This is a genomic window from Actinoplanes siamensis (assembly GCF_016862395.1).
In the GTDB taxonomy this organism is placed as follows: Bacteria; Actinomycetota; Actinomycetes; order Mycobacteriales; family Micromonosporaceae; genus Actinoplanes; species Actinoplanes siamensis.
In genome coordinates, this window is sequence record NZ_BOMW01000052.1 from 64,032 (window position 1) to 88,948 (window position 24,917).

General features: G+C 71.9%; 20 protein-coding genes. 14 read left to right on the forward strand and 6 right to left on the reverse strand.

All coding sequences use genetic code 11. The features are described from left to right. Nucleotides 1-44 precede the first annotated feature (44 nt). The 5 genes from Asi03nite_RS25890 (at nucleotide 45) to Asi03nite_RS25910 (ending at nucleotide 7,626) form a co-directional block, all read left to right on the forward strand. On the forward strand, nucleotides 45-923 hold the full coding sequence (locus tag Asi03nite_RS25890) for a fructosamine kinase family protein (RefSeq protein WP_203683064.1): 879 nt from the start codon (nucleotides 45-47) through the stop codon (nucleotides 921-923). 289 nt (nucleotides 924-1,212) lie between these two features. Beyond that, on the forward strand, nucleotides 1,213-2,247 hold the full coding sequence (gene moaA, locus Asi03nite_RS25895; protein WP_203683096.1) for a GTP 3',8-cyclase MoaA: 1,035 nt from the start codon (nucleotides 1,213-1,215) through the stop codon (nucleotides 2,245-2,247). 3 nt (nucleotides 2,248-2,250) lie between these two features. Further along, nucleotides 2,251-2,493 (forward strand): MoaD/ThiS family protein, encoded by a 243-nt coding sequence (locus Asi03nite_RS25900; protein WP_203683065.1) that lies wholly within the window; start codon nucleotides 2,251-2,253, stop codon nucleotides 2,491-2,493. A 613-nt stretch (nucleotides 2,494-3,106) separates the two neighbouring features. Further along, on the forward strand, nucleotides 3,107-4,438 hold the full coding sequence (locus Asi03nite_RS25905) for a metallophosphoesterase (protein WP_203683066.1): 1,332 nt from the start codon (nucleotides 3,107-3,109) through the stop codon (nucleotides 4,436-4,438). A 65-nt stretch (nucleotides 4,439-4,503) separates the two neighbouring features. Next, nucleotides 4,504-7,626, forward strand: coding sequence for a UvrD-helicase domain-containing protein (locus tag Asi03nite_RS25910; RefSeq protein WP_203683067.1), 3,123 nt, complete (start codon nucleotides 4,504-4,506; stop codon nucleotides 7,624-7,626). Between the two features lie 51 nt (nucleotides 7,627-7,677). Here the strand turns inward: Asi03nite_RS25910 and Asi03nite_RS25915 are convergent, their stop codons facing one another. After that, on the reverse strand, nucleotides 7,678-8,127 hold the full coding sequence (locus Asi03nite_RS25915; RefSeq protein WP_203683068.1) for a prepilin peptidase: 450 nt from the start codon (nucleotides 8,125-8,127) through the stop codon (nucleotides 7,678-7,680). A 99-nt stretch (nucleotides 8,128-8,226) separates the two neighbouring features. Here Asi03nite_RS25915 and Asi03nite_RS25920 point away from each other — a divergent pair, with 99 nt between their 5' ends. The 4 genes from Asi03nite_RS25920 (at nucleotide 8,227) to Asi03nite_RS25935 (ending at nucleotide 12,373) form a co-directional block, all read left to right on the forward strand. Further along, nucleotides 8,227-8,844: an LppU/SCO3897 family protein gene (locus Asi03nite_RS25920; protein WP_203683069.1), complete on the forward strand. Its 618-nt coding sequence runs from the start codon at nucleotides 8,227-8,229 to the stop codon at nucleotides 8,842-8,844. Between the two features lie 107 nt (nucleotides 8,845-8,951). Further along, nucleotides 8,952-10,157, forward strand: coding sequence for an ATP-binding protein (locus Asi03nite_RS25925; RefSeq protein WP_203683070.1), 1,206 nt, complete (start codon nucleotides 8,952-8,954; stop codon nucleotides 10,155-10,157). 27 nt (nucleotides 10,158-10,184) lie between these two features. Continuing rightward, a complete protein-coding gene (locus tag Asi03nite_RS25930; RefSeq protein ID WP_203683071.1) occupies nucleotides 10,185-10,793 on the forward strand; it encodes a DoxX family membrane protein in 609 nt (202 codons plus the stop codon). A 263-nt stretch (nucleotides 10,794-11,056) separates the two neighbouring features. Continuing rightward, a complete protein-coding gene (locus Asi03nite_RS25935) occupies nucleotides 11,057-12,373 on the forward strand; it encodes a glycosyltransferase family 87 protein (RefSeq protein WP_203683072.1) in 1,317 nt (438 codons plus the stop codon). Nucleotides 12,374-12,458: 85 nt separating this feature from the next. On the opposite strand, the gene Asi03nite_RS25940 is transcribed toward Asi03nite_RS25935, so the two are convergent. The 4 genes from Asi03nite_RS25940 to moaC all read right to left on the reverse strand — a co-directional run bounded on the left by Asi03nite_RS25940 (nucleotide 12,459) and on the right by moaC (nucleotide 15,210). Then, nucleotides 12,459-12,872, reverse strand: a complete 414-nt coding sequence (locus Asi03nite_RS25940) for a molybdenum cofactor biosynthesis protein MoaE (RefSeq protein WP_239102924.1) — start codon at nucleotides 12,870-12,872, stop codon at nucleotides 12,459-12,461. A 131-nt stretch (nucleotides 12,873-13,003) separates the two neighbouring features. Beyond that, on the reverse strand, nucleotides 13,004-14,230 hold the full coding sequence (locus tag Asi03nite_RS25945; protein WP_203683074.1) for a molybdopterin molybdotransferase MoeA: 1,227 nt from the start codon (nucleotides 14,228-14,230) through the stop codon (nucleotides 13,004-13,006). 18 nt (nucleotides 14,231-14,248) lie between these two features. Further along, a complete protein-coding gene (locus Asi03nite_RS25950) occupies nucleotides 14,249-14,746 on the reverse strand; it encodes a MogA/MoaB family molybdenum cofactor biosynthesis protein (RefSeq protein ID WP_203683075.1) in 498 nt (165 codons plus the stop codon). Next, entirely contained in the window at nucleotides 14,719-15,210 is a 492-nt protein-coding gene (gene moaC, locus Asi03nite_RS25955) for a cyclic pyranopterin monophosphate synthase MoaC (protein ID WP_203683076.1), read from the reverse strand. Before moaC ends, Asi03nite_RS25950 begins: the two co-directional genes overlap by 28 nt. A gap of 483 nt (nucleotides 15,211-15,693) precedes the next feature. On the opposite strand from moaC, the gene Asi03nite_RS25960 reads away from it, so the two are divergent. The 5 genes from Asi03nite_RS25960 (at nucleotide 15,694) to Asi03nite_RS25980 (ending at nucleotide 21,624) form a co-directional block, all read left to right on the forward strand. Further along, entirely contained in the window at nucleotides 15,694-18,222 is a 2,529-nt protein-coding gene (locus tag Asi03nite_RS25960) for a putative bifunctional diguanylate cyclase/phosphodiesterase (protein WP_203683077.1), read from the forward strand. Beyond that, nucleotides 18,219-19,595 carry a glycosyltransferase family 87 protein gene (locus tag Asi03nite_RS25965; protein ID WP_203683078.1) on the forward strand — a complete coding sequence of 459 codons (1,377 nt, stop codon included), beginning with the start codon at nucleotides 18,219-18,221 and terminating at the stop codon, nucleotides 19,593-19,595. The genes Asi03nite_RS25960 and Asi03nite_RS25965 overlap by 4 nt, the downstream gene beginning before the upstream one ends. A gap of 23 nt (nucleotides 19,596-19,618) precedes the next feature. Further along, nucleotides 19,619-20,020: a TFIIB-type zinc ribbon-containing protein gene (locus Asi03nite_RS25970; RefSeq protein ID WP_203683079.1), complete on the forward strand. Its 402-nt coding sequence runs from the start codon at nucleotides 19,619-19,621 to the stop codon at nucleotides 20,018-20,020. A gap of 341 nt (nucleotides 20,021-20,361) precedes the next feature. Then, on the forward strand, nucleotides 20,362-21,072 hold the full coding sequence (locus Asi03nite_RS25975; RefSeq protein ID WP_203683080.1) for a maleylpyruvate isomerase N-terminal domain-containing protein: 711 nt from the start codon (nucleotides 20,362-20,364) through the stop codon (nucleotides 21,070-21,072). A gap of 204 nt (nucleotides 21,073-21,276) precedes the next feature. Then, nucleotides 21,277-21,624, forward strand: a complete 348-nt coding sequence (locus Asi03nite_RS25980; RefSeq protein ID WP_203683081.1) for a YbaB/EbfC family nucleoid-associated protein — start codon at nucleotides 21,277-21,279, stop codon at nucleotides 21,622-21,624. Between the two features lie 273 nt (nucleotides 21,625-21,897). Here the strand turns inward: Asi03nite_RS25980 and Asi03nite_RS25985 are convergent, their stop codons facing one another. Next, complete coding sequence (locus Asi03nite_RS25985; RefSeq protein WP_203683082.1) at nucleotides 21,898-24,618, reverse strand: replicative DNA helicase; 2,721 nt, start codon at nucleotides 24,616-24,618, stop codon at nucleotides 21,898-21,900. Nucleotides 24,619-24,917 lie beyond the last annotated feature (299 nt).

A 24,917-nucleotide genomic window follows, 5' to 3' on the forward strand; every position in this document is an offset into this window, starting at 1 on the left:
CCTCCGGATGGAGATGTCCGTCATCAGAAGCGCAAGATAACCGGGTGGACCTGGCGTACCTGCGCGCGCACCCCGAGCACCTCCCGACATTCCTCATCCACCAGCGGATCCGCGAGACCCCGGTGCACCGCGGAGTGACCTCGGCGTCGCGGTTGACGCTTGACGACGGCACGTCACTGTTCGCGAAGTCGTGGCCGGACGGCCCCGCGCCGGAGGGGATGTTCGCGGCGGAGGCGGCCGGCCTGCGGTGGCTGCGCGGGGCGGGGGCGGTTCCCGTACCCGAAATAATCGTCTCTCTGCCCGAGCTGATCGCGATGGAATGGGTGGAACCGGGCGAGGCCGGCCGTCAGGCCGCTGAGCTTTTCGGGCGCGGCCTGGCCGCGCTGCATCGCAGCGGCGCGGAAACGTTCGGGGCGCCGTGGCCGGGCTGGATCGGGCCGCTGCCGCTGGACAACACACCATCGGGCGGGCCGTGGAGCTCGTGGTTCGCCGAGCGCCGGCTGCTTCCGCACCTGCGGGCGTCCGCTGATCGAGGCGCGCTTTCCGGCTCCGACATCGCCGTGGTCGAACAAATCCTCAAGACGATTGCGCGGTACGGGGTGGAGGAGCCTCCGTCCCGGATCCACGGCGACCTGTGGCCGGGGAATCTGCTGTGGGGCGCCGACGGGCGCGGGTGGCTCGTCGATCCGGCGGCGCACGGCGGTCACCGGGAGACCGATCTCGCGACGTTGTCGCTGTTCGGCGGGGTCCCGCACCTGGACGTGATCCTCGGGGCGTACCGGGCGGAGTGGCCGCTCGCGGACGGGTGGGAGCGCCGGGTGCCGTTGCACCAGCTGCATCTCCTGCTCGTGCACACGGCAGCGTTCGGGTCGGGTTTCCGTGGCGCCGTGCGGGCGGCCGCGGATGCCGTCCTGCGCGGTTGACCCCTGTCGGCCGGTGGGCGTGCGGCCGCTTGCGCCTTCGCGCCGGGCGGGGCTGGGCCAGCCTCTGGGTTCTCCTTCGCCGGACTCCGTCCCGTGGCGGCCGCCACTTCCCAGCGGTCTCCGCGCTTTCCGGCGGCCGCTCCGCCTTGGGCGTCCCCACCTTCCGGCGGGCTGGCCTTCCTGCAGGCATCCCTGTGGACAGGTGTCGGTCCGTTGTCCACAGGCCGATATGCCTAGCGGCAACTCGGCGGCGGAGCGGCTAGATTCGATTCGTGAGCGAGACCAGGAGATCAGCCGAGCGGCGCCGGTGGCGGCCGTGATCATGCTTGCTGATCGCTTCGGCCGCGTCGCCGCCGACCTGCGGGTCTCCCTCACCGACCGCTGCAACCTGCGCTGCACCTATTGCATGCCCGCCGAGGGGCTGGCCTGGATGCCGCAGCCGGACCAGCTCACCGACGACGAGGTGATTCGCCTGGTGCGCATCGCGGTCGAGCGGCTCGGAGTGACCGAGGTGCGGTTCACCGGCGGCGAGCCGCTGATCCGGCGTGGCCTCGTCAGGATCGTCACCGAGGCGGCGCGGCTGACTCCGCGCCCCCGACTGTCCATCACCACCAACGGCATCGGGCTGGACCGGCTCGCCCCGTCCCTGCGGGAGGCCGGTCTCGACCGGGTCAACGTCTCGCTCGACACCCTCGATCCTGACCGGTTCCACACACTCACGCTCCGCGATCGACATGCCGACGTGCTGCGCGGTCTGCGTGCCGCGGCCGACGCCGGCCTGACCCCCGTGAAGATCAATACGGTCCTGATGCGTGGGGTGAACGACGACGAGGCGCCCGCGCTGCTGCGGTTCGCGCTGGAGCATGGGTACCAGTTGCGGTTCATCGAGCAGATGCCGCTGGACGCTCAGCACCAGTGGGACCGGCACACCATGGTGACGGCCGAGGAGATCCTCACGGCGCTGAAGTCCTTCGATCTGCGTCCCGACATGGTTTCACGTGGAACGGCTCCGGCCGAGACCTGGCTGGTGCCGGGACATGTGGACGCGGCGGGCGAGCCGGCCCGGGTCGGCGTGATCGGTAGCGTGACGCGGCCGTTCTGCGGGGACTGCGACCGCACCCGGCTGACCGCCGACGGACAGGTGCGCAACTGCCTCTTCGCCACCGAGGAGAGCGACCTGCGCAAGCTGCTGCGTGACGGCGCGCCCGACGCCGAGATCGCCGAGGCCTGGCGGGTGGCCATGGCGGGCAAGCGAGCCGGCCACGGCATCGACGACCCGACCTTCCTGCAGCCGGCCCGACCCATGTCCGCCATCGGAGGCTGACCCTTGCTGACCGTCCGCTACTTCGCCGGCGCCCGCGCCGCGGCCGGGGGTGTGCCGTCCGAGCAGATCTCGGCCGGGTCGTTGGAAGAGCTGACCCAGGTCCTCACCGATCGGCACGGCGAGCGGTTGAGCCTGGTCCTCAAGGCGGCGAGTTTCCTGGTAGATGGTTTGACCTGCCACGATCGGCAGGCTCCCCTGCCGGCGGGCGCGACCGTCGACGTCCTGCCGCCCTTCGCCGGCGGCTGATCGCGGGCAGCCGGGCCGCGCGCGACCTTCAGCATCCGGCCGGCCATCACCCGCGGCCGTTCGCGTGTCCGCGGGCTGGCCTCCGGGTTCGCGTTTTTGTCGTACCCCTCGGGCAGGATTCTGGTCGCCGAGGTGATCCGGGGTGGTTCGCATCAACACGGGGATGATGCGCGCTGCCCCGGAACACTCGGCAACCGGCTGGGTGACCGGCTGCGCGGCTGGCCCGAGCTCGACGAGCGAAAGGCACGGCTGGCCGGCGGGCGTGTGCGGAGCCCCGGCGCGGCGTGGCGGGGCCCAGCACGGCGTGGCGTCGCGGGGGCCGCGGCACGGCGCGGCGTGGCGGGGGCGCCGGCGTGGCGGGGGCACCGGCGTGGCGGGGGGGGCCGCGGCGCGGCATGGCGGGGGGCCGCTGCCCTGGCTTCGGGGCGCCGTGGACACGGCTTCGCGGGTGGCCTCAGCTTGCGAGTGGCCGCAGCTTCGCGGGGACGGGGGCTCGGTGTGGGGGCGGTCGTCGAGGGTGCGGTGACCGGGCTGGTCGGGGGTCGGGGAGACTTGGGGCGGTGTTCGGGAGGCGGCTGGCTACGGTGGGACCGCTGGGGGGAGGAAGAAGTTGGTGGCGTTCGTCGCGGTGATCCTGGTGCTCATCGGCCTGGCCCATTACTACCTGTGGAGACGGCTGGTGCGGGACACCACACGGCCCGGCCCGGGACGGCGGGCCGGCGCGGTGGTGGCCGCCGTGCTGGGGCTGCTCGTGCCGGTGACGCTGATCGCGGTGCGGGCCGGATACCTCACCTGGCTGGCCTGGACCGGGTATCTGTGGATCGCGCTGATGTTCTACCTACTGATCAGCCTGATCGTGCTGGAGGTTCCGCGCCTGGTGGTGCGGCTCCTGTGGGCGGACCGTGGGCGTACCGCCGAAATCGCGGAAGCGCCGGGGAGCCGCGGTGACGCCGCGGACAGTGAGTTGCTGCCTGCCGGGTCTGTTCCGGTCACGGCAGCAAGCGGCAGCTCGGCCGAGGGAGCCGGGAGCGGCGTGGCAAGCGGCACGGGACGCGCGCAGGGCGCGGAGGACGGCGGTCCGGAGCGCGCGGGACCCACGGACGACGGGGCTGCGGAGCGTGCCGGGGTCGACCGGCGGCTGCTGCTGGCGCGTGGTGCGGCGATCTTCGCGGGGCTGACCACCGCCAGCGTCACCGGCTACGGGATCCGGACCGCGACCAGTGCGCCGCGGATCGACCGGGTGCGGATTCCGATCGCGAAGCTGCCGCGCGGCATGGACGGCACCCGGCTGGCAGTGGTCTCCGACATCCACCTCGGGCCGCTGACCGGAATCGGGCACACCGAGCGCATCACCCGTGTGATCAATTCGGTGGGCGCGGACCTGGTGTGCGTCGTCGGTGACCTCGTCGACGGCACCGTCGCGGAGCTGGGTCGGCTCGCCGAGCCGCTGCGCGGGATCGAGTCGCGCAGGGGCGCCTACTTCGTGACCGGGAACCACGAGTACTACTCCGGCTTCCAGCCTTGGATCGACGAGGTCGCCGAGCTGGGCATGCGCCCGCTGCGCAACGAGCGGGTGGAGATCGACGGGCTGGACCTGGCCGGGGTCAACGACCTGGGCGGGGAGGAGCACGGCGATCCGGCCGATTTCGGCAAGGCGCTCGGCGACCGTGACCCCGGCCGGCCGGTGGTGCTGATGGCGCACCAGCCGCTGGCCGCCAAGGACGCCGCGCCCTACGGCGTGGACCTGCAGGTCTCCGGGCACACCCACGGCGGCCAGATGGCGCCGTTCAACCTCCTCGTGAAGTTGCAGCAACCGGTAGTCTCCGGCTTCGGGCGGGTCGACGGAGTGCCGGTTTACGTGACCAACGGCGCGGGCTTCTGGGGCCCTCCCGTGCGTGTCGGAGCACCGCCACAGGTCACGGTGATCGAACTCCGCATGGCGTAACTCATCAAGATCGGTAAGTGTGTTTGAGCGTGGCGATTGTTGCCGGAACCGACGGCCGTGACAGGATGCGAGACGTGGAGGTCAGCCCGGACACATACGTCGCCGACCTGCACATTCACTCGCGATATTCGCGGGCCTGCAGCCGTGACCTGGCCCTGCCCAACCTGGCCTGGTGGGCCCGGCGCAAGGGCATCGCCCTGCTGGGCACCGGTGACTTCACCCACCCGGCGTGGTTCGAGCACCTCAGGGAGAGCCTGGATCCGGCCGGGCCCGGTCTCTTCCGGCTCAACGACGAGGATCCGGTCACCAAGCGGCTCCCCGGCTCGCTTCGGGGCACCACGCCGGCCCGGTTCATGCTCAGCGTCGAGATCTCCACGATCTACAAGCGCGACGACCGCACCCGCAAGGTGCACCACCTGCTCTACGCGCCAGACTTCGAGTCCGCCGCGAAGATCAACACGGCGTTGGGCCGGATCGGCAACCTGACCGCCGACGGCCGCCCGATCCTCGGCCTGGACTCGCGCGACCTGCTGGAGATCACGCTGGAGGCCGGCGGCTACCTGATCCCGGCGCACATCTGGACGCCGTGGTTCTCCGCGCTCGGCTCGAAATCCGGCTTCGACGCGATCGCCGACTGCTACGCCGACCTGGCCGACCACGTCACCGCGGTGGAGACCGGCCTCTCCTCCGACCCGGCGATGAACTGGCGGGTCTCCAGCCTGGACCGGTACCGCCTGGTTTCGAACTCGGACGCGCACTCGCCGGGCGCCCTGGCCCGCGAGGCAACCCTGTTCACCGGCACCCCTGACTACTTCGCGGTCAAGGACGGCACCGGCCTGGCCGGCACCCTCGAGTTCTTCCCGGAGGAAGGGAAGTACCACGCCGACGGCCACCGCGCCTGCGGCGTCAACTGGGAGCCGGAGCGCACCCGCGAGGCCGGTGGGCGTTGCCCGGAGTGCGGCCGCCCGCTGACCGTCGGCGTGCTGAGCCGGGTCGAGGACCTGGCCGACCGGCCGGAGGGCTTCACCAGGGACACGCACGTCGAGCACCTGATTCAGCTGCACGAGATCCTCGGCGAGATCCACGGCGTCGGCCCGAAGTCGAAGACCGTCGAGTCGCAGCTCAACCATCTGGTCGCAACGCTGGGCGCGGAGCTGGACATCCTGCGCAAGGTGCCGGTCGAGGAGATCGGCAAGGCCGGCGGCGAGGAACTGCGCGAGGCGATCACCCGGCTGCGCCGGGGAGACGTCAGGAGAATCGCGGGGTACGACGGCGAGTACGGCGTGATCACCCTCTTCGAGCCCGGTGAGCTGCGCAATCGCAGTAGTGCGCCGCAGGTGGAGACGCTGTTCGACATGTTCCCGGTGGACCCGCCGAAGAAGGCGCCGGTCAAGGAGGCCAAGCCGAAGGCCAAGCCGGCGAAGGTGAAGCCGGCCCCGCCGCCGATCGCCCCGCCGCCGAGCCCGCACGAGCCGTTCGAGCCGATGCTGGCCGGTATGGAGGAGGTCGGCACCGGCCTGCTGGACCGTCTCGACGCGATGCAGCGGGTGGCCGCGTCCGCGCCGGGTGGCCCGCTGCTGATCGTGGCCGGTCCGGGCACCGGCAAGACCCGGACGCTGACCCACCGGATCGCGTATCTCTGCGCCGAGCTCGGCGTCTTCCCGGAGCGCTGCCTGGCCATCACGTTCACCCGGCGGGCCGCGGCCGAGCTGCGGGAGCGGTTGGAGAGCCTGCTCGGTGACGTGGCCGAGGACATCACCGTGGGCACGTTCCACTCACTGGGCCTGAGCATCCTGAAGGAGAACGCCAAGGCGGCCGGGCTGGGCGCCGGCTGGCGGATCGCCGAGGAGCCGGAGCAGAAGCAGGCCCGGGAGCAGGCCGGCGACGACGAGACCGCGTACCGGAAGCTGCTGCGCCAGCAGGACCTGGTCGACCTGGACGATGTGATGAGCGTCCCGGTCGCGCTGCTGCGCGAGGATCCGGCCCTGGTCGAGAAGTACCGCAGGCGCTGGCAGTGGATCTTCGTCGACGAGTACCAGGACGTCGACGAGCTGCAGTACGAGCTGCTGCGCCTGCTCTCCCCGGCGGACGGCAACCTGTGCGCGATCGGCGACCCGGACCAGGCGATCTACTCGTTCCGCGGTGCCGACGTGCGTTATTTCCTGCGGTTCAACCAGGACTTCGTCGACGCCCGGCTGGTCCGGCTGACCCGCAACTACCGCTCGTCGGCACCGATCCTGGCCGCCGCGGTGCAGGCGATCGCCCCGTCCTCGCTGGTCACCGGCCGCCGGCTGGACCCGGCCCGGCTGGATCCGGAGGCGGCGCTGGTCGGCCGCTATCCGGCGCGCAGCGTCGCGGACGAGGCCGACTTCGTCGTCCGCACCATCGACGAACTCGTCGGCGGCCTGTCCCACCGGTCGCTGGACTCGGGCCGGGTGGACTCGCGGTCGGCCACCGCCGGCTCGCTGTCGTTCTCGGACATCGCGGTGCTCTATCGCACCGACGCGCAGTCCGGCCCGATCCTCGAGGCGCTGTCCCGGGCCGGCGTGCCGGTGCAGAAGCGCTCGCACAACCGGCTGCGGGACCGGCCCGGCGTCGAGGTGATCGCCCGCGAGCTGCGGCACGCCGGCGGGCCGGGCGGCGCACTGGCGGCGCGGATCAAGCTTTCCGCGCAGTCGCTGGCCCAGCGGTACGCCGCGCCGACGCTGGACGGCGGGCAGATCGGCCCGGAGGACATCTGGACGGCGGCCGACCTGCTCACGCCGCTGGCCGAGCGGGTCGGCGACGACCTGCCGCAGTTCCTGCAGCAGCTGGAGACGGGCGCCGAGGTGGACGCGCTGGATCCGCGCGCCGAGGCGGTGAACCTGCTCACCTTGCACGCCGCCAAGGGCTTGGAATTTCCTGTGGTGTTCCTGGTCGGCTGCGAGGACGGGCTGCTCCCGCTGCGCTGGCCGGGCGCGCAGCCGAGCGACGAGGAGATCGCCGAGGAGCGGCGGCTGTTCTTCGTCGGGCTGACCCGGGCGCAGGACCGCCTGTACGTGAGCTATTCGGCGAAGCGGTCGCGGCACGGCAGTGAGCGGGAGCAGCAGCCAACCCCGTTCCTCGATGTGATCGACTCCGGATTGTTCGAGCGGCTCGGCGAGACGATGCCGGCCCGGCCGAAGGACCGCCAGCTCAGGCTGCTCTGAGGGCAGGCGCGGGCGGGCACGGAAACCGGCTCGGCCGTTGGGGAAGCCGGCTCAGGCTGTCGTGACGACGCCGGCCAGCGCGCCGAGCAGCAGCGCCGGGCCGAACGGGAAGACCCGGCGCCGGGTGGCCAGCGCGACCACTGCCACCCCGGCGCCGATCAGGTGCGCCAGGAGCAGACCGGCGACCACCGCCGGCCATCCGCCGGCGAGCCCGAGCACCAACGCCAGCACCGCGCCCAGCTTGACGTCTCCGAGTCCGAGTCCGAGCCCTCGCCCGGGCAGCAACGCGATCATCAGATAAGCCGCGCCGACCAGACCGGCCGCCAGCAGCGCCGCCGCGATCCGGCCCGGCGCCAGCACGGCCAGCGGGATCCCGGCGCCCAGGGCCAGCGCGGCGATCAGCGGGTCGGGCAGCCGCAGCTCGCGCAGATCGACCAGGGTCAACAGGAGGGCGGAGGCGCCCCCGGACACGCTCGCCAAGATCACAAGTAGTGACGACATGAACCGGAAAGGTAACGGCCCCGGCCGCCGGGGGCTGGTCGGGTTGTGGACAACGGCACGGAACCGTCCACAGGGAGCGGCGCACGATACCGTGACCTGATGTCGCACAACGGCCCGCACTCCGGCCCGCCGTGGTCCAGCGGGCGGCCCGAGGAGCCGTACGCGGAGCCCTCCGACCCGTGGGGCGATAGCCGCAGCGATCCGGCCTGGGAGGTTCCGCCGCCGTTCCCGCACCAGCAGGCGGCCTGGCCGGCACCGCAACCGGCCCCGCCGCCCGTCGATCCGCCCGGGCCGGCGAACCGGCGCGGCTTCGCCGTCGGCGCCCTGATCGCGGTGCTCAGCGTGCTGGTCGGCGGTGGACTGGCGACCGCCGTCTGGTTCCTGCTGGGCCGCCAGGAGGAGAAGGACGCTCCGGTCGCCGCGTCGTCCACCGCGCCGGCCGTGGTCCGTCCGCAGACCAGCGCGGACGCGCGGTTCGCCGGCAAGGGTCAGTGCGTGCGCAACGAGGGCACCAACACCGAGCCGGCGCTGCGGATCGCGACCTGCGCGGCGAACACCTACGAGGTGCTGCGCCGCTTCGACGGCAAGACCACCGGCGAGAAGGACGCGGTGGCCAAGTGCGCCAAGGTCGCCGGCTACACCAAGTGGTACTACTACGACACCGAGTACGACGACGTGGACTTCGTTCTGTGCCTGCGTGAGCACCGGCCGGAGTGATTCTGACCCGCTCTAGCGGACTCTAGCCGAATTCCTAGACAGCTTTAGAGCGACATATCGAGTGGACTCTAGCGTTCGTCCTAGATGGCCCGATACGGTGCTACGTCATGGATCCGGTGCGGAACCCGTACGCTCCCGGCGCCGGCCAGCGTCCACCTGAGCTGGCCGGGCGCAACCGCGAGCTGGACGCCTTCGACGTCGTGCTGGAACGGGTGGCCCGCGGCCGGCCCGAGCGCAGCCTGGTGCTCACCGGCCTGCGCGGGGTCGGCAAGACGGTGCTGCTCAACACGCTGCGCTCGGCGGCGATCGGCCGCCTCTGGGGCACCGGCAAGATCGAGGCCCGTCCCGACCAGTCGCTGCGCCGCCCGGTCTCCGGCGCGCTGCACATGGCGATCCGCGAGCTCGCCCCGCACCACCGCGACCCGGAGCGGGTGGACGAGGTGCTCGCCGTGCTCAAGGCGTTCGCGCTGCGGGCCAACGACGGCGCCGCCAAGCTCCGCGACCGCTGGGCGCCAGGCATCGACGTGCCGCCCGCCCGGGGCCGCGCCGACTCCGGCGACATCGAGATCGACCTGGTCGAGCTCTTCACCGACGCGGCCTCGCTGGCCACCGACGTGGGTACCGGGATCGCCCTGTTCATCGACGAGATGCAGGATCTGAGCGCCACCGACGTGTCCGCGCTCTGCGCCGCCTGCCACGAGCTCTCCCAGCTCGGCGCGCCGCTGATCGTGGTCGGCGCCGGGCTGCCGCACCTGCCCGCGGTGCTGTCCGCCGCCAAGTCGTACTCCGAGCGGCTCTTCCGCTACCAGCGGATCGACCGGCTCGACCGGGACGCGGCAGACCTGGCGCTGGGCGTGCCGGCCGAGCGCGAGGGCGTCGACTACGAACAGGAGGCGCTGGACCTGCTCTACGAGAAGTCGGGTGGGTATCCGTACTTCGTGCAGGCCTACGGGAAGGCGACCTGGGACCACGCCCCGCAGAGCCCGATCACCGCGGACGACGTGCGGGTCGCCGCCCCGGAGGCGGAGAGCGAACTGGCGGTCGGGTTCTTCGGCTCCCGGTTCGAGCGGGCCACCCCGGCCGAGCGGGAGTACATGCGTGCGATGGCGACGCTCTCCGGCGACCCCGGCAACGACATGGACGCCGCGGTGCCCACCTCGGACATTGCCACCTCGCTGGGCCGCAAGCCGGCCAGCCTGTCGCCGGCCCGGGACGCGCTGATCAAAAAAGGACTCATCTACTCCGGTGAGCGGGGCACTGTGGCGTTCACCGTTCCGCACTTCGGTCGATACCTCAGAACACAACCGGTGTGATCACCCGGTAACGGGTATAAGAGGTCCATGAAGCCCGTCCGCACCGCTGCCCGAGCCATGCTCGCCTCGATCTTCGTGATCAGCGGGGTCCGCGTGCTGATCAAGCCCGGCGAGGACCGGGTCGAGGCCGCCCGCCGGGTCACCGACCGGATCACTCCGCTGCTGGAGAAGACCGACCCGCGCCTGCCCACCGACCCGGCCACCCTGGTCCGGCTCAAGGCCGGCGCCGACGTGCTGGCCGGGCTGGCCCTGGCCAGCGGCCGGCTCACCCGGCCGGCCGCCGCGGTGCTGGCCGCGGGCCTGGTGCCGACCACGCTGGCCGGCCATCCGTTCTGGGCAGCGCCCGCGGACCGGCGCGCCGACCAGCAGATCCACTTCCTGAAGAATCTGGGGCTGCTCGGCGGCCTGCTGCTCGCCGCGGTGGACACCGAGGGCGAGCCGGGCCTCCGTTACCGCACCACGCACGCGGTCGATCGCGGACAGCGGACGCTGAGCCACGCGGTGGACCGGTCACAGCGCTCGGTCAGCCACGCGGTCGACCGGTCACGCCGGGACGTGCGCCGCGCCGTGCGTACCGCCAGGCGCGAAGCCCGGATCGCCGCCTTCTCCGCGGCCGCCGCCCGGCGCCTGCCCTGAGCGGGCCGCACCCGAGGTGCGTACCCGAAATACACTAATTGTCTGAATAACAACCTATAGGCGGCCTCTGCGTTAAAGCGGACGAGGGGCCGCACGGACGGTCTGTGCCAGGGCCCGTCCTGCCGGCCACCGGGTCGCCACGCGCAGCCTCGGAGACCGGCAGGAGGGGCCCCCAGCTCGCTTCCGCCCGGCAACAACCTGCCACCGGAGCTCGTGCCGGTGGCAGGCCGTGCCGTGCCCGGAGGACGAGACGGGGGTCGAGCATGCCGGTCATCCAGCGACGCGCGCTGCGCGCCGCGCAGAACAGGTCGGTGCTGGCCGCGCTCGGCGCCCTGGTCACCCTCGCGCTGATCTCGGTGACCCTGTCCCGGTACGGGCTGAGCACACTCGCCGTCACCCACGCGGCCGTGCGCCACTGGCTCGGCGGGGACGGGCTGTACTCGTACCGCCAACCGGTGACGCAGGCCGGCGCCGCGCTGCCGCCCGCCCTCGCCATCCTCCTCGCGCCCCTCGCGCTGCTGCCGCTGAAAGCGGCGGGCTGGCTCCTCGCCCTGGCCGGATACGCGGCGCTGCTGCTCTCCGCGGTCGTGCTGGCCGGCCCGATCGCCCGGCGCCACGACCGCCGCCGCACCCCGCTGGCCCTGGTCGTCACCGCGCTCGCGCTGCTCACCGAGCCGGTCCGGGCCGCGCTCGGCGAGGGCGGCCCGGAACTGCTGCTGTTCGGCCTGATCGTCGCGGACGTGGTCGGGCTGCGCCGGGCCCTGCGCTGGCCGGCCGATCACGGTTCGGCGCCGCACCTGCCGTTGCGCTATCGGGTGCGCCGGAGCTGGCTGGACGGCTCCTGGGCGGGCGCCGGCACCGGGTTGGCCGCCGCGTTCGGGGTCACCCCGCTGTTCTTCCTGGCCGGACTGTTCGTGCTGGGACAGCGCCGCGCCGCGCTGACCGCCCTGACCACCAGCGTCACCGTGACGCTCGCCGGCCTGCTGTTCGCCCCACGCGAGACGGTGACGTGGTTCGGCGACACGCTCTGGGAGCTCAACCGCACCGAGTCCCTCAACGCCCCCGGCAACCAGGCGCTGGCCGGCGTGCTGGCCCGCCTCTACGGTTTCCCCGCGCCGCCGGTGCTGGTCTGGCTCGCCTTCGCGGTGCTGCTGCTGGCCGTCGGCCTGATCCGGGCCCGCGCCGCGAGCACCGCCGGGGACCAGGTCACCGCGTTCACGCTGATCGGCCTGGCCGCCGCGGCGGTCGGGCCGATGACCACCCCGGCCCAGCTGATCTGGCTGCTCCCGGCCCTGCTGGTGCTCGCCGACGGCGCGGTGCGCCGCCGGGCTCCCGCCCGCGGACCGGATCCGTCCCGCTTCGCCGGCCGGTTGCCGGCCGCCTCGATGATGTGCGGGTACGTCCTCCTGGTCGTCGCCCCGGCTCCGCTGCTCACCTGCGACGGCTACGCCTTCACGCTGGTCCTGCTGGTCGGCGCTCTGCCCTGGCGGCCCGCGCCACCGCCCGTGCGGTTCGGCGTCTCGGGCCGGCGGGCGGCGATCCCGGTCCCGCGGCGGCGACTGGGCCCCACGGACAGTTGACCTGCTCCTCCAGCGGCCCCGGCCTCCTGCCGTGACCGGCCATCCCGCTCCTCCAGCGACCCCGGCCTTCTGCCCCGACCGGGCATTAGGGACAGTTGACCCACTCCTCCTGGCCGTCGGTGAAGACCTGGCGCTTCCAGATCGGCAGCCGGGCCTTGGCCTCGTCGACCAGCCGGCCGCACGCCTCGAACGCCGCCGCGCGGTGGGCTGTGGAGACCGCGGCGACCAGGGCCACGTCACCGATCCGGAGAGTGCCGACGCGGTGCGAGACGGCCACCGCGTAGACCGCGGGATCGGCGGCGATCTCCTCGGCCACCTCACGGAGGACGGCTGCCGCGGAGGGGTGGCCCTCGTACTCCAGGAGGGTGACGCTCCGGCCGTGGTCGTGGTCGCGGACCACGCCCTGGAAGGACACGACCGCGCCGGCCCGGCGGTCGGCCACCGCGGCCTCGTGGGCGGCCAGGTCGAGCGGGGTGTCCAGCACCTCGGTGAGGGCCACGACACCGGACCCGGCAGCGGCCGGGTCCACGGCGGCCGGCGAGACGCTGCCGGAGCCCGAATCGCAAGCGGAGGCGCCGGCCACGGCCGACGCCTCGGCGGTGGGCTCCGGGGCCGGGACGGTGTCGGTGATCATGCGCGCTCCCCGGGCAGCAGTGGAAGGGGCAGGAAGGGCACCAGGTCACCGGCCGCCGCCCTGGTGCCGGGCCGGATCACCGCGAAACCGTGAGCGTTGGCCAGGCCGCGGAGCATCGCCGAACCGACGTGCCCCACCGGCGTGGCAATCCGGCCGGACGGGTCGAGCGCGGCCAGCGCCAGGTGCGTGTCCCGGCCCCGGCCGTGGATCGGGGCGGCGACCTCGACCTGCGGCAACTCGGCGCGGAACGGGCGGCCGGCGAGGCCGGTCAGCAGCGGCGCGACGAGACTGACCAGGGCGATCACCGCGGACTGCGGGTTGCCGGGCAGGCCGGCCAGGAAGCGCGGCCGGCCGTCCGGGCCGGGAACGCGGGCCAGCAGCATCGGGAAGCCGGGACGGACGCCGACGGTGTTCACCACGTACTCCGCGCCGAGCTCGGCGAGCGACGGGTGCAGGTGGTCGACCGGGCCGTGCATGGTCCCGCCGGTGGTGCAGACCAGGTCGGCGGTGTCCAGGGCGGCGCGGATCGCGTCCAGGTGGGCGTCGAGCGTGTCCTTGACCGGGCCGGCCACCGACGTGACAGTGGCGCCGCAGCGGCGCAGCCAGGACGGGACCTGCGGGCCGAGCGAGTCGCGGACCCGGCCGGCGCCGGGCGGCCCGGCGGTGAGCAGCTCGTCGCCGAAGACCAGCACGGCGGCGCGGGGCTGGGGACGGACGGCCAGGAACTCGTGTCCACAAGTGGCCGCGACGCCGATGACCGCCGGGTCGACGGGCGTGCCGGCCGGCACCAGCTCCTCGCCGAGCGCGGCCTCCTCACCCGGCAGGCGCCACTCCGGGGCCGACCGCGGGGTGCCGGTGACCAGACCGTCGGCGCCGGTGGCGGACTCCTCCACCCGGATCAGCGCGGCCGCGCCCTCGGGGACCATCGCGCCGGTGGCGATCTCGACGCAGGTGCCGTCGGCGGCGAGCGGCGGCGGCGTGCCGCCGGCCAGCACCCGGCCGACCGGGCGCCAGGGACCGTCGCCGCGGACCGCCCAGCCGTCGATGCTGGAGGTGGGGAACGCGGGCAGGGCGGTGAGGGCACGCAACGGCTCGGCGAGGGTGCGGCCGTCGCCCTCGGCCAGGGGGATCCGCTCCACGCCGGCCGGGGCGGCACGACCGGCCCGGTAGGCCAGCTCGCGAGCCTGTTCCCAGCCGACCGGGGTGTTCTCGTCAGCGCTCACCGGTCGAGCCTAATCCCCTCAGTGATCGCCACCTCTGATCTGGTCCACGGTGTGCCGCAACAGGGGGCCGAGCACGGCGAGGCCGTCCTTCGCCCCGCCGGTCGAGCCGGGGAGATTCACGATCAGGGTACGGCCGGACACCCCGGCGAGACCGCGGGACAGCGCGGCCGCGGGCACCTTGTCCCGGCTGTGCGCGCGGATCGCCTCGGCGATGCCGGGGATCTCGAAGTCGAGCAGGCCACGGGTCGCCTCGGGGGTCCGGTCGGTCGGGGTGACCCCGGTCCCGCCGCTGGTCAGGACCACGTCCACACCGTCGGCGACGGCGGCTGCCAGCGCCTCGGCGACCGGGTCGCCGTCCGGGACGACGACCGGACCGTCCACTTCGCACCCCAGCTCACGGAGACCGGCCACCAGGCGGGGTCCGCTGGTGTCGGCGTAGATCCCGGCCGCGGCCCGGTTCGAGGCGACGACCACTCGCGCGCGGATCGTCACGGGCGGCCCTCCGGTCGTACCCAATCTCCGGTCTTGCCACCCTCCTTGCGCAGCACCCGAACCGAGTCCAGGCTCGCCGCGGGATCCACCGCCTTGATCATGTCGATCATCGCCAGGCCGGCCGTCGCGACCGCGGTGAGCGCCTCCATCTCGACGCCGGTGCGGTCCGCGGTCTTGGTGGTCGCGGTGATCTCCACCCGGTCGGGGCCGAGCACGAGTTCGATCTGCACGCCGTGCAGCCCGATCGGATGACACAGCGGAATCAGGTCCGGAGTCCGCTTGGCTCCCATGATCCCGGCGAGCCGGGCCACCGCGAGCGCGTCGCCCTTCGGCAGTCCGTCGGCCCGGAGCAGCTCGATCACCTCGGGGGTGGTGCGGACCGCGCCGGCCGCGACGGCTCGCCGGTTGCTGACCGCCTTCGCGGACACGTCGACCATCCGGGCGGCTCCCGTCTCGTCGACGTGCGTGAGATGCGTTTCCTGGGGCATACCGGGAGCTTATAGAGCGATAGGGAGATGCGTGTTCGCATCCGGGCCGGATCCGCTTCACACTTTGTCCACACCGGCTCCGTAGGGTTCCGGCACTGGCCAGAGCCCCTGTGATGACAATGAAAATTGTATCCGGCAGCGCATTCCTCATTGCATTCCGTTGCCATTCGGAAACGTTCCGTGATCGGTCTCGAACCGGTTTCCGCATTATGCGCATAACGACACGATCCACTGGAAAACGGAATCATCTCGGCCTAACGTTCTGCCCTGTCGCGACAAGAACACTTCAAGCGTCGTTAGTGGACGTGAACGAATCCGGCAGGCGCCTGAAGAGGGTTCCGGCCACCAACGCGAACGGGTGAGGAGAAAGCCATGCGCGGCAGCACCGACTGGAGCTGAAAAGACAGGGATGCGCTCGACGGCGCAGATGAATAGCCTTGAACCCTGAGCTACGGCTCAGTTGCGTTCGGCAACGAGGACACCATGTCTGAGACCGGCACCAACGACGACGCGACCGATCGGCGGCTTCGGCTGCTCATCGGTCTCGTCGTCGTGCTGGGACTCGGCGTCGCCTCGGTCTGGGCGATGCAGAGCCTGCGCCATCCCGATCCCCGCCCGCCGGCGGCCCTGCTCGCGCTGCTCTGCGCCACGGTGGTCGTCGCCCAGCGCTGGCGGGTCTCGGTGCGGATCAAGTCCAGCCTGTTGGGCACCGCGTGGGACGAGGTCCCGGTGCTGGTCGGGCTGGCCCTGCTGCCGCCGCCGTGGGTGCTGCTCTGCGCGGTGACCGGGCAGGGCCTGCTGAAGATCGCGACGCGGTCCGGCGTACGCAAAACCGCCTTCGCCATGGCCAAGGAGACGCTCGCGGTGAGCGCCGCGGCGGCCGTCTTCCTCGCCTTCCGGATCCGCCCCGATCCGGACACCCCGTACGTGCCGGTGCTCGTGCTGGTCGCCGCCATGCTCGCCTTCGCCGTCACCGACCAGCTGGTCTTCCTGCCAATCGTGGCGACCGACACGGGCAGCAGCATCCGCCAGGCCGCCCGGCAGAACTGGACCGGCACCGTCATCGGTCACCTCGGCCAGTTCCTCGCCTGCCTGGTCGCGCTCTGGGTGCTCGCCACCGACGCGAACGTGCTGCTCCTGCTGGTCGTCCCACTCGTTGTGGCTTGCATGCACCTCTGGCAGTCGCGCACCACCCGGACGAGGCAGGAGCGCGAGTCCTGGCAACGCCTGGCCAAGGCCACCGACGAGCTCAACGCTGTCGACCTCACCCAGGTGCTGCACTCCGCGACCACCCGCGCGGCACAGATCTTCTCGGCGGCCGAGGCCGCGATCGACCTGACCGCCGGCGGGGCCGACCGGACGGTGCGGGCCACCGAGTCCCAGGTGCTCGCCGACAGCCCGCTGACCGGCGAGCCGGGCCGGGCCGGCGAGACCACAGTGGACCTGGTGGCGCACGACGGCGGGATGCGCGTCGGCGTGCTGCGGCTGCGCTTCGGCGGGACCGTCCGGCTCACCGAGGTCGAGCAGTACAAACTGCGTACCTTCGCCTCGGCCGTCTGCACCGCCATCCGCAACGCGCAGGCGTACGCCGAGCTCGCCCGCATCGCCGCGGAGAACGAGCATGCCGCGACGCACGATCCGCTGACCGGGCTGCCCAACCGCCGCCAGCTGTACGACCGGGCCGGCCGGCTGTTCACCGACACCGGCCAGGACGGCCTGGTGGCCTTGCTGCTCATCGACCTCAACCACTTCAAGGAGGTGAACGACACGCTCGGGCACGCGGCCGGCGACGACGTGCTGCGCGAGGTGGCCCGCCGGCTGCACGAGTCGGCCGAGCCCGGCGACCTGGTCGCCCGCCTCGGCGGCGACGAGTTCGCGGTGTTGCTCACCGGACTGCCGACCCCGGCCCTGGCCAGTCACCGGGCCGCCGCGATGCTGGGCGCGCTGGAGCCGAGCATCGAGGTCGAGGGCATGCGGATCACCGTGGAGGCGGCCGGCGGCATCGCGCTGGCGGCTGGCGCGGGCAGCGTCGAGGAGCTGATGCGCCGCGCCGACATCGCCATGTACCAGGCGAAACGCGCCGGTGAGCCGACCACCATCTACGCGCACGCCCGGGACACCGCCGACGTCGACCGGCTGATGCTCACCGGCGAGCTGCGCCGCGCGGTCAGCCGGCACGAGTTCACCGTGGACTTCCAGCCGATCGTGGACCTGGGCAGCGGTGAGGTCGTCTCGGCCGAGGCGATGGCCCGGTGGAAGCGCCCCGACCAGGGCGATCTCACGCCTGTGCAGTTCCTCGAGGCGGTGGAGCGCTCCGGGCAACTGCCGGCCTTCGTCGACGCGGTGCTGGAGCAGTCGCTGCTGGCCGTGCAGACCTGGCGGGAGGCCGGTTTCGATCTGCCGGTCGCGGTCAACGTGTCGCCGCGCAGCCTGCTCGACCCGAACTTCCCGGCCGCCGTGCTGGCCCGGCTGGAGCGGCACGACGTGTCACCCGGACGGCTGGTTCTGGAGCTCACCGAAACGCTCACGCTGAGCCAGATCGACGTGGTCGAGCGGACCCTGGCCGAGCTGCGCAACGCCGGGGTGCGACTGGCCGTGGACGACTTCGGCACCGGAGTCTCGTCGCTCTCCGTGCTCTCCCGCATCCCGGTGCACGAACTCAAGATCGACCGTGAGTTCGTGGCGGCGGTGGAGACGTCGGCGGAGGCCGCGGCGGTCGTCCGGACCACTGTCGACCTGGCCCGCAACCTGCACCTGACAGTGGTGGCCGAAGGCGTGGAGAGCGAGCCGCAGCGCCGGGCCCTGTGGGAGCTGGGGTGCCTGGCCGGGCAGGGCCGGCTGTTCGCCCGGCCGCTGTCCGCGGCACGGTTGCTCGGCACCCTGCAACGCGGATCCGGCGGCCGGCCCGGGGTGCTGGCGTCGGCGCTGCACGAGGCGGGCGCCGTGGTCCGGATGCCGGCCCGGCGGGCCAGCGGAACAGGAAGATCGTCTCTGCCACACTTGCCGGCGTGACGAAACCCGCCGGCGGACTGCTCGGGCGTGCCGACCGGGCGGCCGGCGGGCTCGCGGCCGATCTCGCGCTGTATCTGATCTCCGCGGTGTTCGCTCTGGTGACCGGACTGACCTCGACGCTGCTGCCGCATCGCGGCTGGGGGCTGATCGCCGCCTGGGGTTACCTGGCCGCCGCGCTCCTGGTGATCGTCCAGCTGGTGTTGCGGGGCCGCCCGCTCTCCGGTGATCGGATCCGGACCTGGCTGGCCTGGTCGACGTGGACCGCGGTGGCCCTGGTCCCGCTGGTCGTGGAGGCGGCGCAACGGGCCGGCGGGCGCACCGACCGTGCCCAGGAAGAGGTCCTGGTCGTCGAGGCGATGGGGAAGTCGCTGCTGGAGCACGGCACGCCGTATCTGAGCCGTGGCGGGATCGCCGCGCTTCCGCTGGACGAGCGGCTGCTGGGCTACCGCCCCTACCAGCCGGGCATGGCGGTGTTCGGGTTGCCACGCGCGCTCGCCGGTGATCATTGGTGTACGGACGCACGGATCTGGTTCGCGATCACCGCGGTGGTCGCGCTGGGCTCGGCGGTCGCGCTGCTGCGCCCTTTCCACCCCTTCCCGGTACGGGCCGTGCAGGCCGCCACCGTGCTGCCGGTGACCGCGTTGACGCTGGCCACCGGCGGTGACGACATCCCGGTGCTGGCGCTGTGCCTGCTGGCGCTGGCACTGGCCGCGACCGGACGGTTCGGCTGGTCCGGCGTCGCGGTGGGCGGCGCCGCAGCGCTCAAGCTCTTCGCCTTCCCGGTGGTCGCCGTGCTCGCCGTCCTCGCGCTGGTCGCCGGCCGGGGTGGCGGGTCCCTGCCGGTCACGGCGGTCGGCGGGCCGGCCCGCCGGTTCCTGCCGTTCGCGGCCGGGCTGCCGGTGCTGGCGCTGATGCCACCGCTGCTGGTGGACTCTGATTCGCTGATCGAGAACGTGCTGCGGTTCCCGCTCGGGCACGGGCTGGTGACCAGTCCCGCGCAGTCGCCGTTCCCGGGTCACCTCGTCGCACAGCACCTGCCGGGCGGCCGCGTCCTGGCCGCGGCGCTGCTTGCCGGCACCGCTCTGGTGATCGCGTGGCGCCTGCTGCGGCGACCGCCCCGGGACGCCCGGCACGCCGCGCTGTTCTGCGGATGGGGGCTGTTCGCGGCGATCCTGCTGATGCCGACCACGCGTTTCGGGTATCTCCTCTATCCGGTGGCATTCCTGGTCTGGGCTCCAGCGCTCAGGACCTCAGCGAGATCCGCGCCCGAAGCTTCTCAGCGATCCGCGCCCGGGGCTCCTGAACACCGCGCGCTCAGAAGTTCTTCGGGGTCCGCTCAGCAGACGCACAGGTTCTTCGGCCCCATCTCATGACATGGCCTTGTACCGTCAATGAGATGCAGATGACCTGTCCCAAGTGCCACGGCGAAATGCGGGTCTACGAGCGCAGCGGCGTCACGATCGATCAGTGCACCGAGTGCCGCGGCATCTTCCTGGACCGCGGCGAGCTGGAGAAGCTCTTCGCGGCCGAGGCCTCTTACAACCGTTCCGCGCCGGCGCCGGGCCCCGCCGCCCACACCCCGCCGCCTCCGCCACCGCCCGCCCCGCACGGTGGGCACGGATATGTTCCGCCGCCCCCGCCGCCGCCCGCCTACGGCGCCCCGGTGCACCACGCCCCGCCGGCGGCCCACTACCCGCCGCCGGTGCCGCACTACGGTCACCACGGGCACTACCGGGGGCACTACGGTCACCACGGGCACTACCGTCGCCGCAGCTTCCTGCACGACCTGTTCGACTGACCGGCTCGCGCTCCCGCCGTTGACGGCCTGCTTCGTCTGACGGCTCGCTCATTTGCTGACGACCCGCGGCACCCGTTCCGGTCCGATCTCCGATGACCGGGCGGGTGCCGTCGCGCCTCTACCCCTGCCGCTTCCGCCCGGTACCCGTCCCGGAGCGCACGAGTCCCGGCCCCTTCGGGCACATCCGGTCATCTGTGCCGCGACGCCCGGTTCCCTTGAGCCGGCACCCCTCCCGGCCGGCACGAGTCCCGACCGCTTCGGGCACACACCGTGCCCACCCGCGCGGCTGGCCGATCGATCGTCGAGATGCGCGGGGCGGGCGCCGGTGCGAGGCTGAGGAGATGTCCCTGCCGACGACACCCGAACTCGTCGACGCGCTCGACGCGGCCTACTCCGGTGTCACCGCGCTCGTGGCCGGGCTCGATGACGACGACCTGCTCCGGCCGTCGGGGTGTCTCGGCTGGAGTCGCGGGGATCTGCTCTTCCACCTGACCGGGGACGCCCAGCGGGCCCTCGTCGCGCTCGCCACCCCGAGCGGGTCGGCGCCGGACACGGATTTCGTCGGCTATTGGCGTACCCACTCGGGTTTCTCCGATCGCGAGGCCGAAGCCGCGCATGCCCGCTGGGTCCGCCGCAGCGCCGCGGCCTTCGACCGCCCAGGCGGAATCGTCCCGCTGTGGTCCGCCACCGCTCTCGCCGCCGTCCGAGCGGCCGCGGCAGCGGTCGCCCCGGAGCGGCGGGTGCCGACGCAGGGTCTCGTGCTCGCCCTCCCGGACTTTCTCGCCACCCTGATCACCGAGGCGGTCCTGCACCATCTGGACCTGATCGCCGGCTGGTCGGCAGCTCCACGGCCAGCCGATTCGGCGATGTCCGTGGCGCTGGCCACCATCGTCGGTCTACTCGGTGATACGCGACTGCCCGCGAATTGGGACGGGTGCGAGACATTACTGAAGTGCACCGGCCGGGCGGCCCTGACCGAGAGCGACCGGAGCAGTCTCGGGGCCGGGATGGCTCGGATACCTGTGTTCGGCACCGCCACCAGCGGCTACTGATGAATACCGAGGACCGCCCTGTCCAGCCACAGTGGCATTGATCACGCTCGGTGACCACAAATCGGAGTCATGCCGTCACTTTGAAGTGAGCTATTTCGATAGGTCTCTCTTTTCGTTCGCGTTACGAAGTCGATGGAATACGCAACGTCGCGGATCTTGGGTATTGTCACGTCGCCCCCTGTCGCGGCGAGCGGAGGAAGAACCGTGACCGAAACTGCTGATCGCGTGGCCAATCAGGCCCTGCGCAACGATCTGGAAGACGTCTACGGCCGGTACGAGGAATTACGCTCCGGAGTGGACGAACTGCAACGCAGCATCGCCACCATGCGGGTGAGCGCCGCGTCGCCGGACGGCGCCGTCCACGCCACCGTGAACGCCGACGGCGACCTGATCGGCCTGCGCCTCGACCAGCACGCCTGCCGCGAGTGGAACGTCGACACCCTGGCCCGCGTGATCGTCGAGACGGTCCAGCACGCGTCCGCCGGTAAGCACCGCCAGGTCGAGCACCTGGTCACCACGCACCGCCCGCCGGACGAGGCCGCCGCGGCCTGACCTCGCCCCGGCCGCCGGCGCCGATCTCGATGCCGGCGCCGAGCGCCAGGAGGGCTCGACGTTCGTCCACGCCGGGCGGGGGCCGCGGTCACCCGACCGCGACCCGGCGTGCCGACGACATCCACGCGACCTGCGGCGCCGACGGAAGCAAACACTCCGCGCCGCGCCGCGCAGAACTTCCGCGGCACGCACGGCTTCCGCGGCGTGCGGGAGTTCCGCGCGGCGAAGAACTCCCGCACGGCCGCGCAGGCCGTCGAGCCGAGCGGGCGGCGCCTAGATGGCCATGTCGACGAAGCGGGACAGGTGCAGCTGCGCCGCCACCGTGATCGTGTCGGTGGGACCGTTACGGTGCTTGGCGACGATGAAGTCCGCCTCACCGGCCCGCGGCGACTCCTTGTCGTAGTAGTCGTCGCGGTGCAACAGGATCACCACGTCGGCGTCCTGCTCGATGGAGTTGTGAACGGCGATGCCGTTGGCGACGAAGTTGTGGGCGCCGGCGACCGTGGCGTCATAGACCGTCTCCACGCCGTCGGGCTCGATGGCGACGACCTCATCCCAGGTGACATCGTTGGTCGCCAGCATCTCGAGCTCGCTGTCATCCAAGATTTTCGCGACCCGGGCGATGCGCTCCCTCGACGGGTTGCGCTCCGACAAGGTGCTCCCGCTGGACCGCGTGCCCATCGCCATCGCGAACTCCCGATGCGACATGCTGCGCTCGGCGAGGACGTCCCGGACACGTTCCCAGACGGCGCGCGGAATGGTGTCGACGTCGACGTTCGCCTTCGTGCCCTCCAACCGGAGGCGCAGCGCCTCGACCGCCTCACCGCGCTTGCCGTGCGCCCCGATCGCCCGGCAGAAAGCCAGTTGGTCGCCCACGTCGTAGATGTGCAGGTGGTAGCCGTCGCGGTAGCCGCTCCTGCGAACAGTCTTGATCCGGCTCTGAATCCCGAACCGCCAGAGCAGCCGTGCGACGTCGTCGACAAGCCGCCGGCTGGTCGACGCGTAGTACATCTGCCCCACCGGCCCGCTACGGTCTTCCGGCCCGACCCGGACGGGACCGTCGGTGGCCCATAGATGCCGCAGGAACAGGGCGATCTGCTCCTTCGGGAGAGAAAAGACCAGAGCGGGCACGAATTTCTCGTGGCTGCGCTTGCCGAACAGCCCAAGATCGTCAAGCCATGCCGCGATCGGGTTCCGCTCTCCGAGTGCGAGCCGATACGGAGCCGGGAGCTGGGAACTGGTACACCTCGCCGCCGGATGTTCGTCCCGGACCGCGGTGACTCCGAAGAACGCCGCCGCGGCGGTCACCGCCCCCAGATTCGCCTCGTCGATGCCGGCGTACCGGATCGGCTGCCGGGCGACCATCGACCCGTCGCCGATCAGGTGCGCAAGCAGCCTCACCTGCTGGTCGTCCCACTGCGTGACCTGTTCCGGCGCGCAGACGTGGCGTGGTGCGGCGATCCGGCTTCCCACCGACAGATCCCCGAGCGGCGTCCAGCCGTCGTAGGTGAGGAACGGGTGGTTGGCGGTCGCGCGGATCTCTCGGCCCGAGGCCAGCCGCATCCGGAACACCGGCTTCTCGCCGGTGCTGAACACATGGGTGAGATGCCGACGCACGTACTTCAGCCGCTCGTCGAGTGCCCACACCGGAACGTCCCGGGCGTTCGTCGCGAAGAGCTCGCCCATGGTGGTCTCAGCGCCGGTGTCCGCACGCAGTACCCGGGTGTCGGCCGTCAGACAGCCGGACTCGCGCAGGTCGGACAGCTGCGGGCGCTTGTCGGTGCGCTGCTCGGGGCCACGGTTCAGCTGGCTGACGCCGATCACCGGGCACTCGATCTCCTTGGCCAGCAGCTTCAGGCCCCGGGACAGCTCGGAGACCTCCTGCTGACGGCTCTCCGTCTTCTTCGGCGAGGACATCAGCTGGAGATAGTCGATGACCAGCATCTTCAGGTTGTGCCGCTGCTTGAGACGGCGAGCCTTGGCGCGGATCTCCATGAGGTTCATGTTCGGGGTGTCGTCGACGAAGATCGGGGCCTCGCTGATCTCGCCCATCCGGCGGGCCAGCTTGGTCCAGTCGTCGTCGGAGAGCTGGCCCGACCGGAGGGTGTGCAGCGGCACCCGCGCTTCCGCGGAGAGCAGCCGCATCACCATCTCGATTTTGCTCATCTCCAGGGAGAAGATGGCGCTGGCGCAGCCGTGCCGGATCGCCGCGTTGCGGGCGAAGTCCATGCTCGCGGTGGACTTCCCGAGACCGGGACGGCCCGCCACAATGATCAGCTGACCCGGGTGCAGGCCGTTGAGCAGCCGGTCCAGGTCGGCGAAGCCGGTCGGGACGCCGGACATCACGCCGCCGGCGGCGCCGACCGCCTCGATCTCGTCGAGCGTCGGCTGCAGCATGTCGCCGAGCGCCGCGAAGTCCTCGCTGACCCGTTTCTCGGTCACGTCGTAGATGGCCTGCTGGGCGAGGTCGACGATGTCGTCGACGTCACGGCCGCCGTTGCCGCCGGTGCCGTAGCCCAGCTGCACGATCTTGGTGCCGGCCTCGACCAGGCGGCGCAGGATCGCCCGCTCGGAGACGATCCGCGCGTAGTAGGAGGCGTTGGCCGCGGTGGGCACGCTCTCGATGAGCGTGTGCAGGTAGGGCACGCCGCCGACGCGCTGCAGATCGCCACTGTCGGCCAGGGCGGCGGCCACGGTCAGGGCGTCGGCCGGTTCACCCCGCCCGTAGAGGTCGAGGATGACGTCGTAGACGGTGGCGTGGATCGGCCGGTAGAAGTCGTTGGTCTTGAGGATCTCGACCACGTCGGCGATCGCGTCCTTGGACAGCAGCATGCCGCCCAGCACGCCCTGCTCGGCCGCGACGTCCTGCGGGGGCGCCTTGTCGAACTGGCCGCTGCTCGGCGCCTCGGAGCGGGCGAAACCGCCGCCCTGGTGTCCCCCGGAAGACTGAGATGGGGGACGCGGATCCGGCCTTGCGTCGTCGGTGATCGACACCGGGACATCCCCTCTCGATGATCATGCCGTCATCACGATCGAACAACCTTCGTCCGACTCGTTCGGCCGATCCCGCCCGGGATTCAGCAGAACCGGTCGATCAGAAGGCTGGACCACTGTACGAACCCGGTCGCCACCAGCCCAACTGATGTGGTGGACGAGTCTCTGGACAAGCTGTGGACAGGCCGCCGTCAGCCTGTGGGCAGCCCTGTGCACACCATGTGGACAACTCTTGGGGAAAGAGCCTCAGCAGCACTTTTCCAGCGCCTTCCTGTGGAAGGCAGAAAAGCTGATGGATC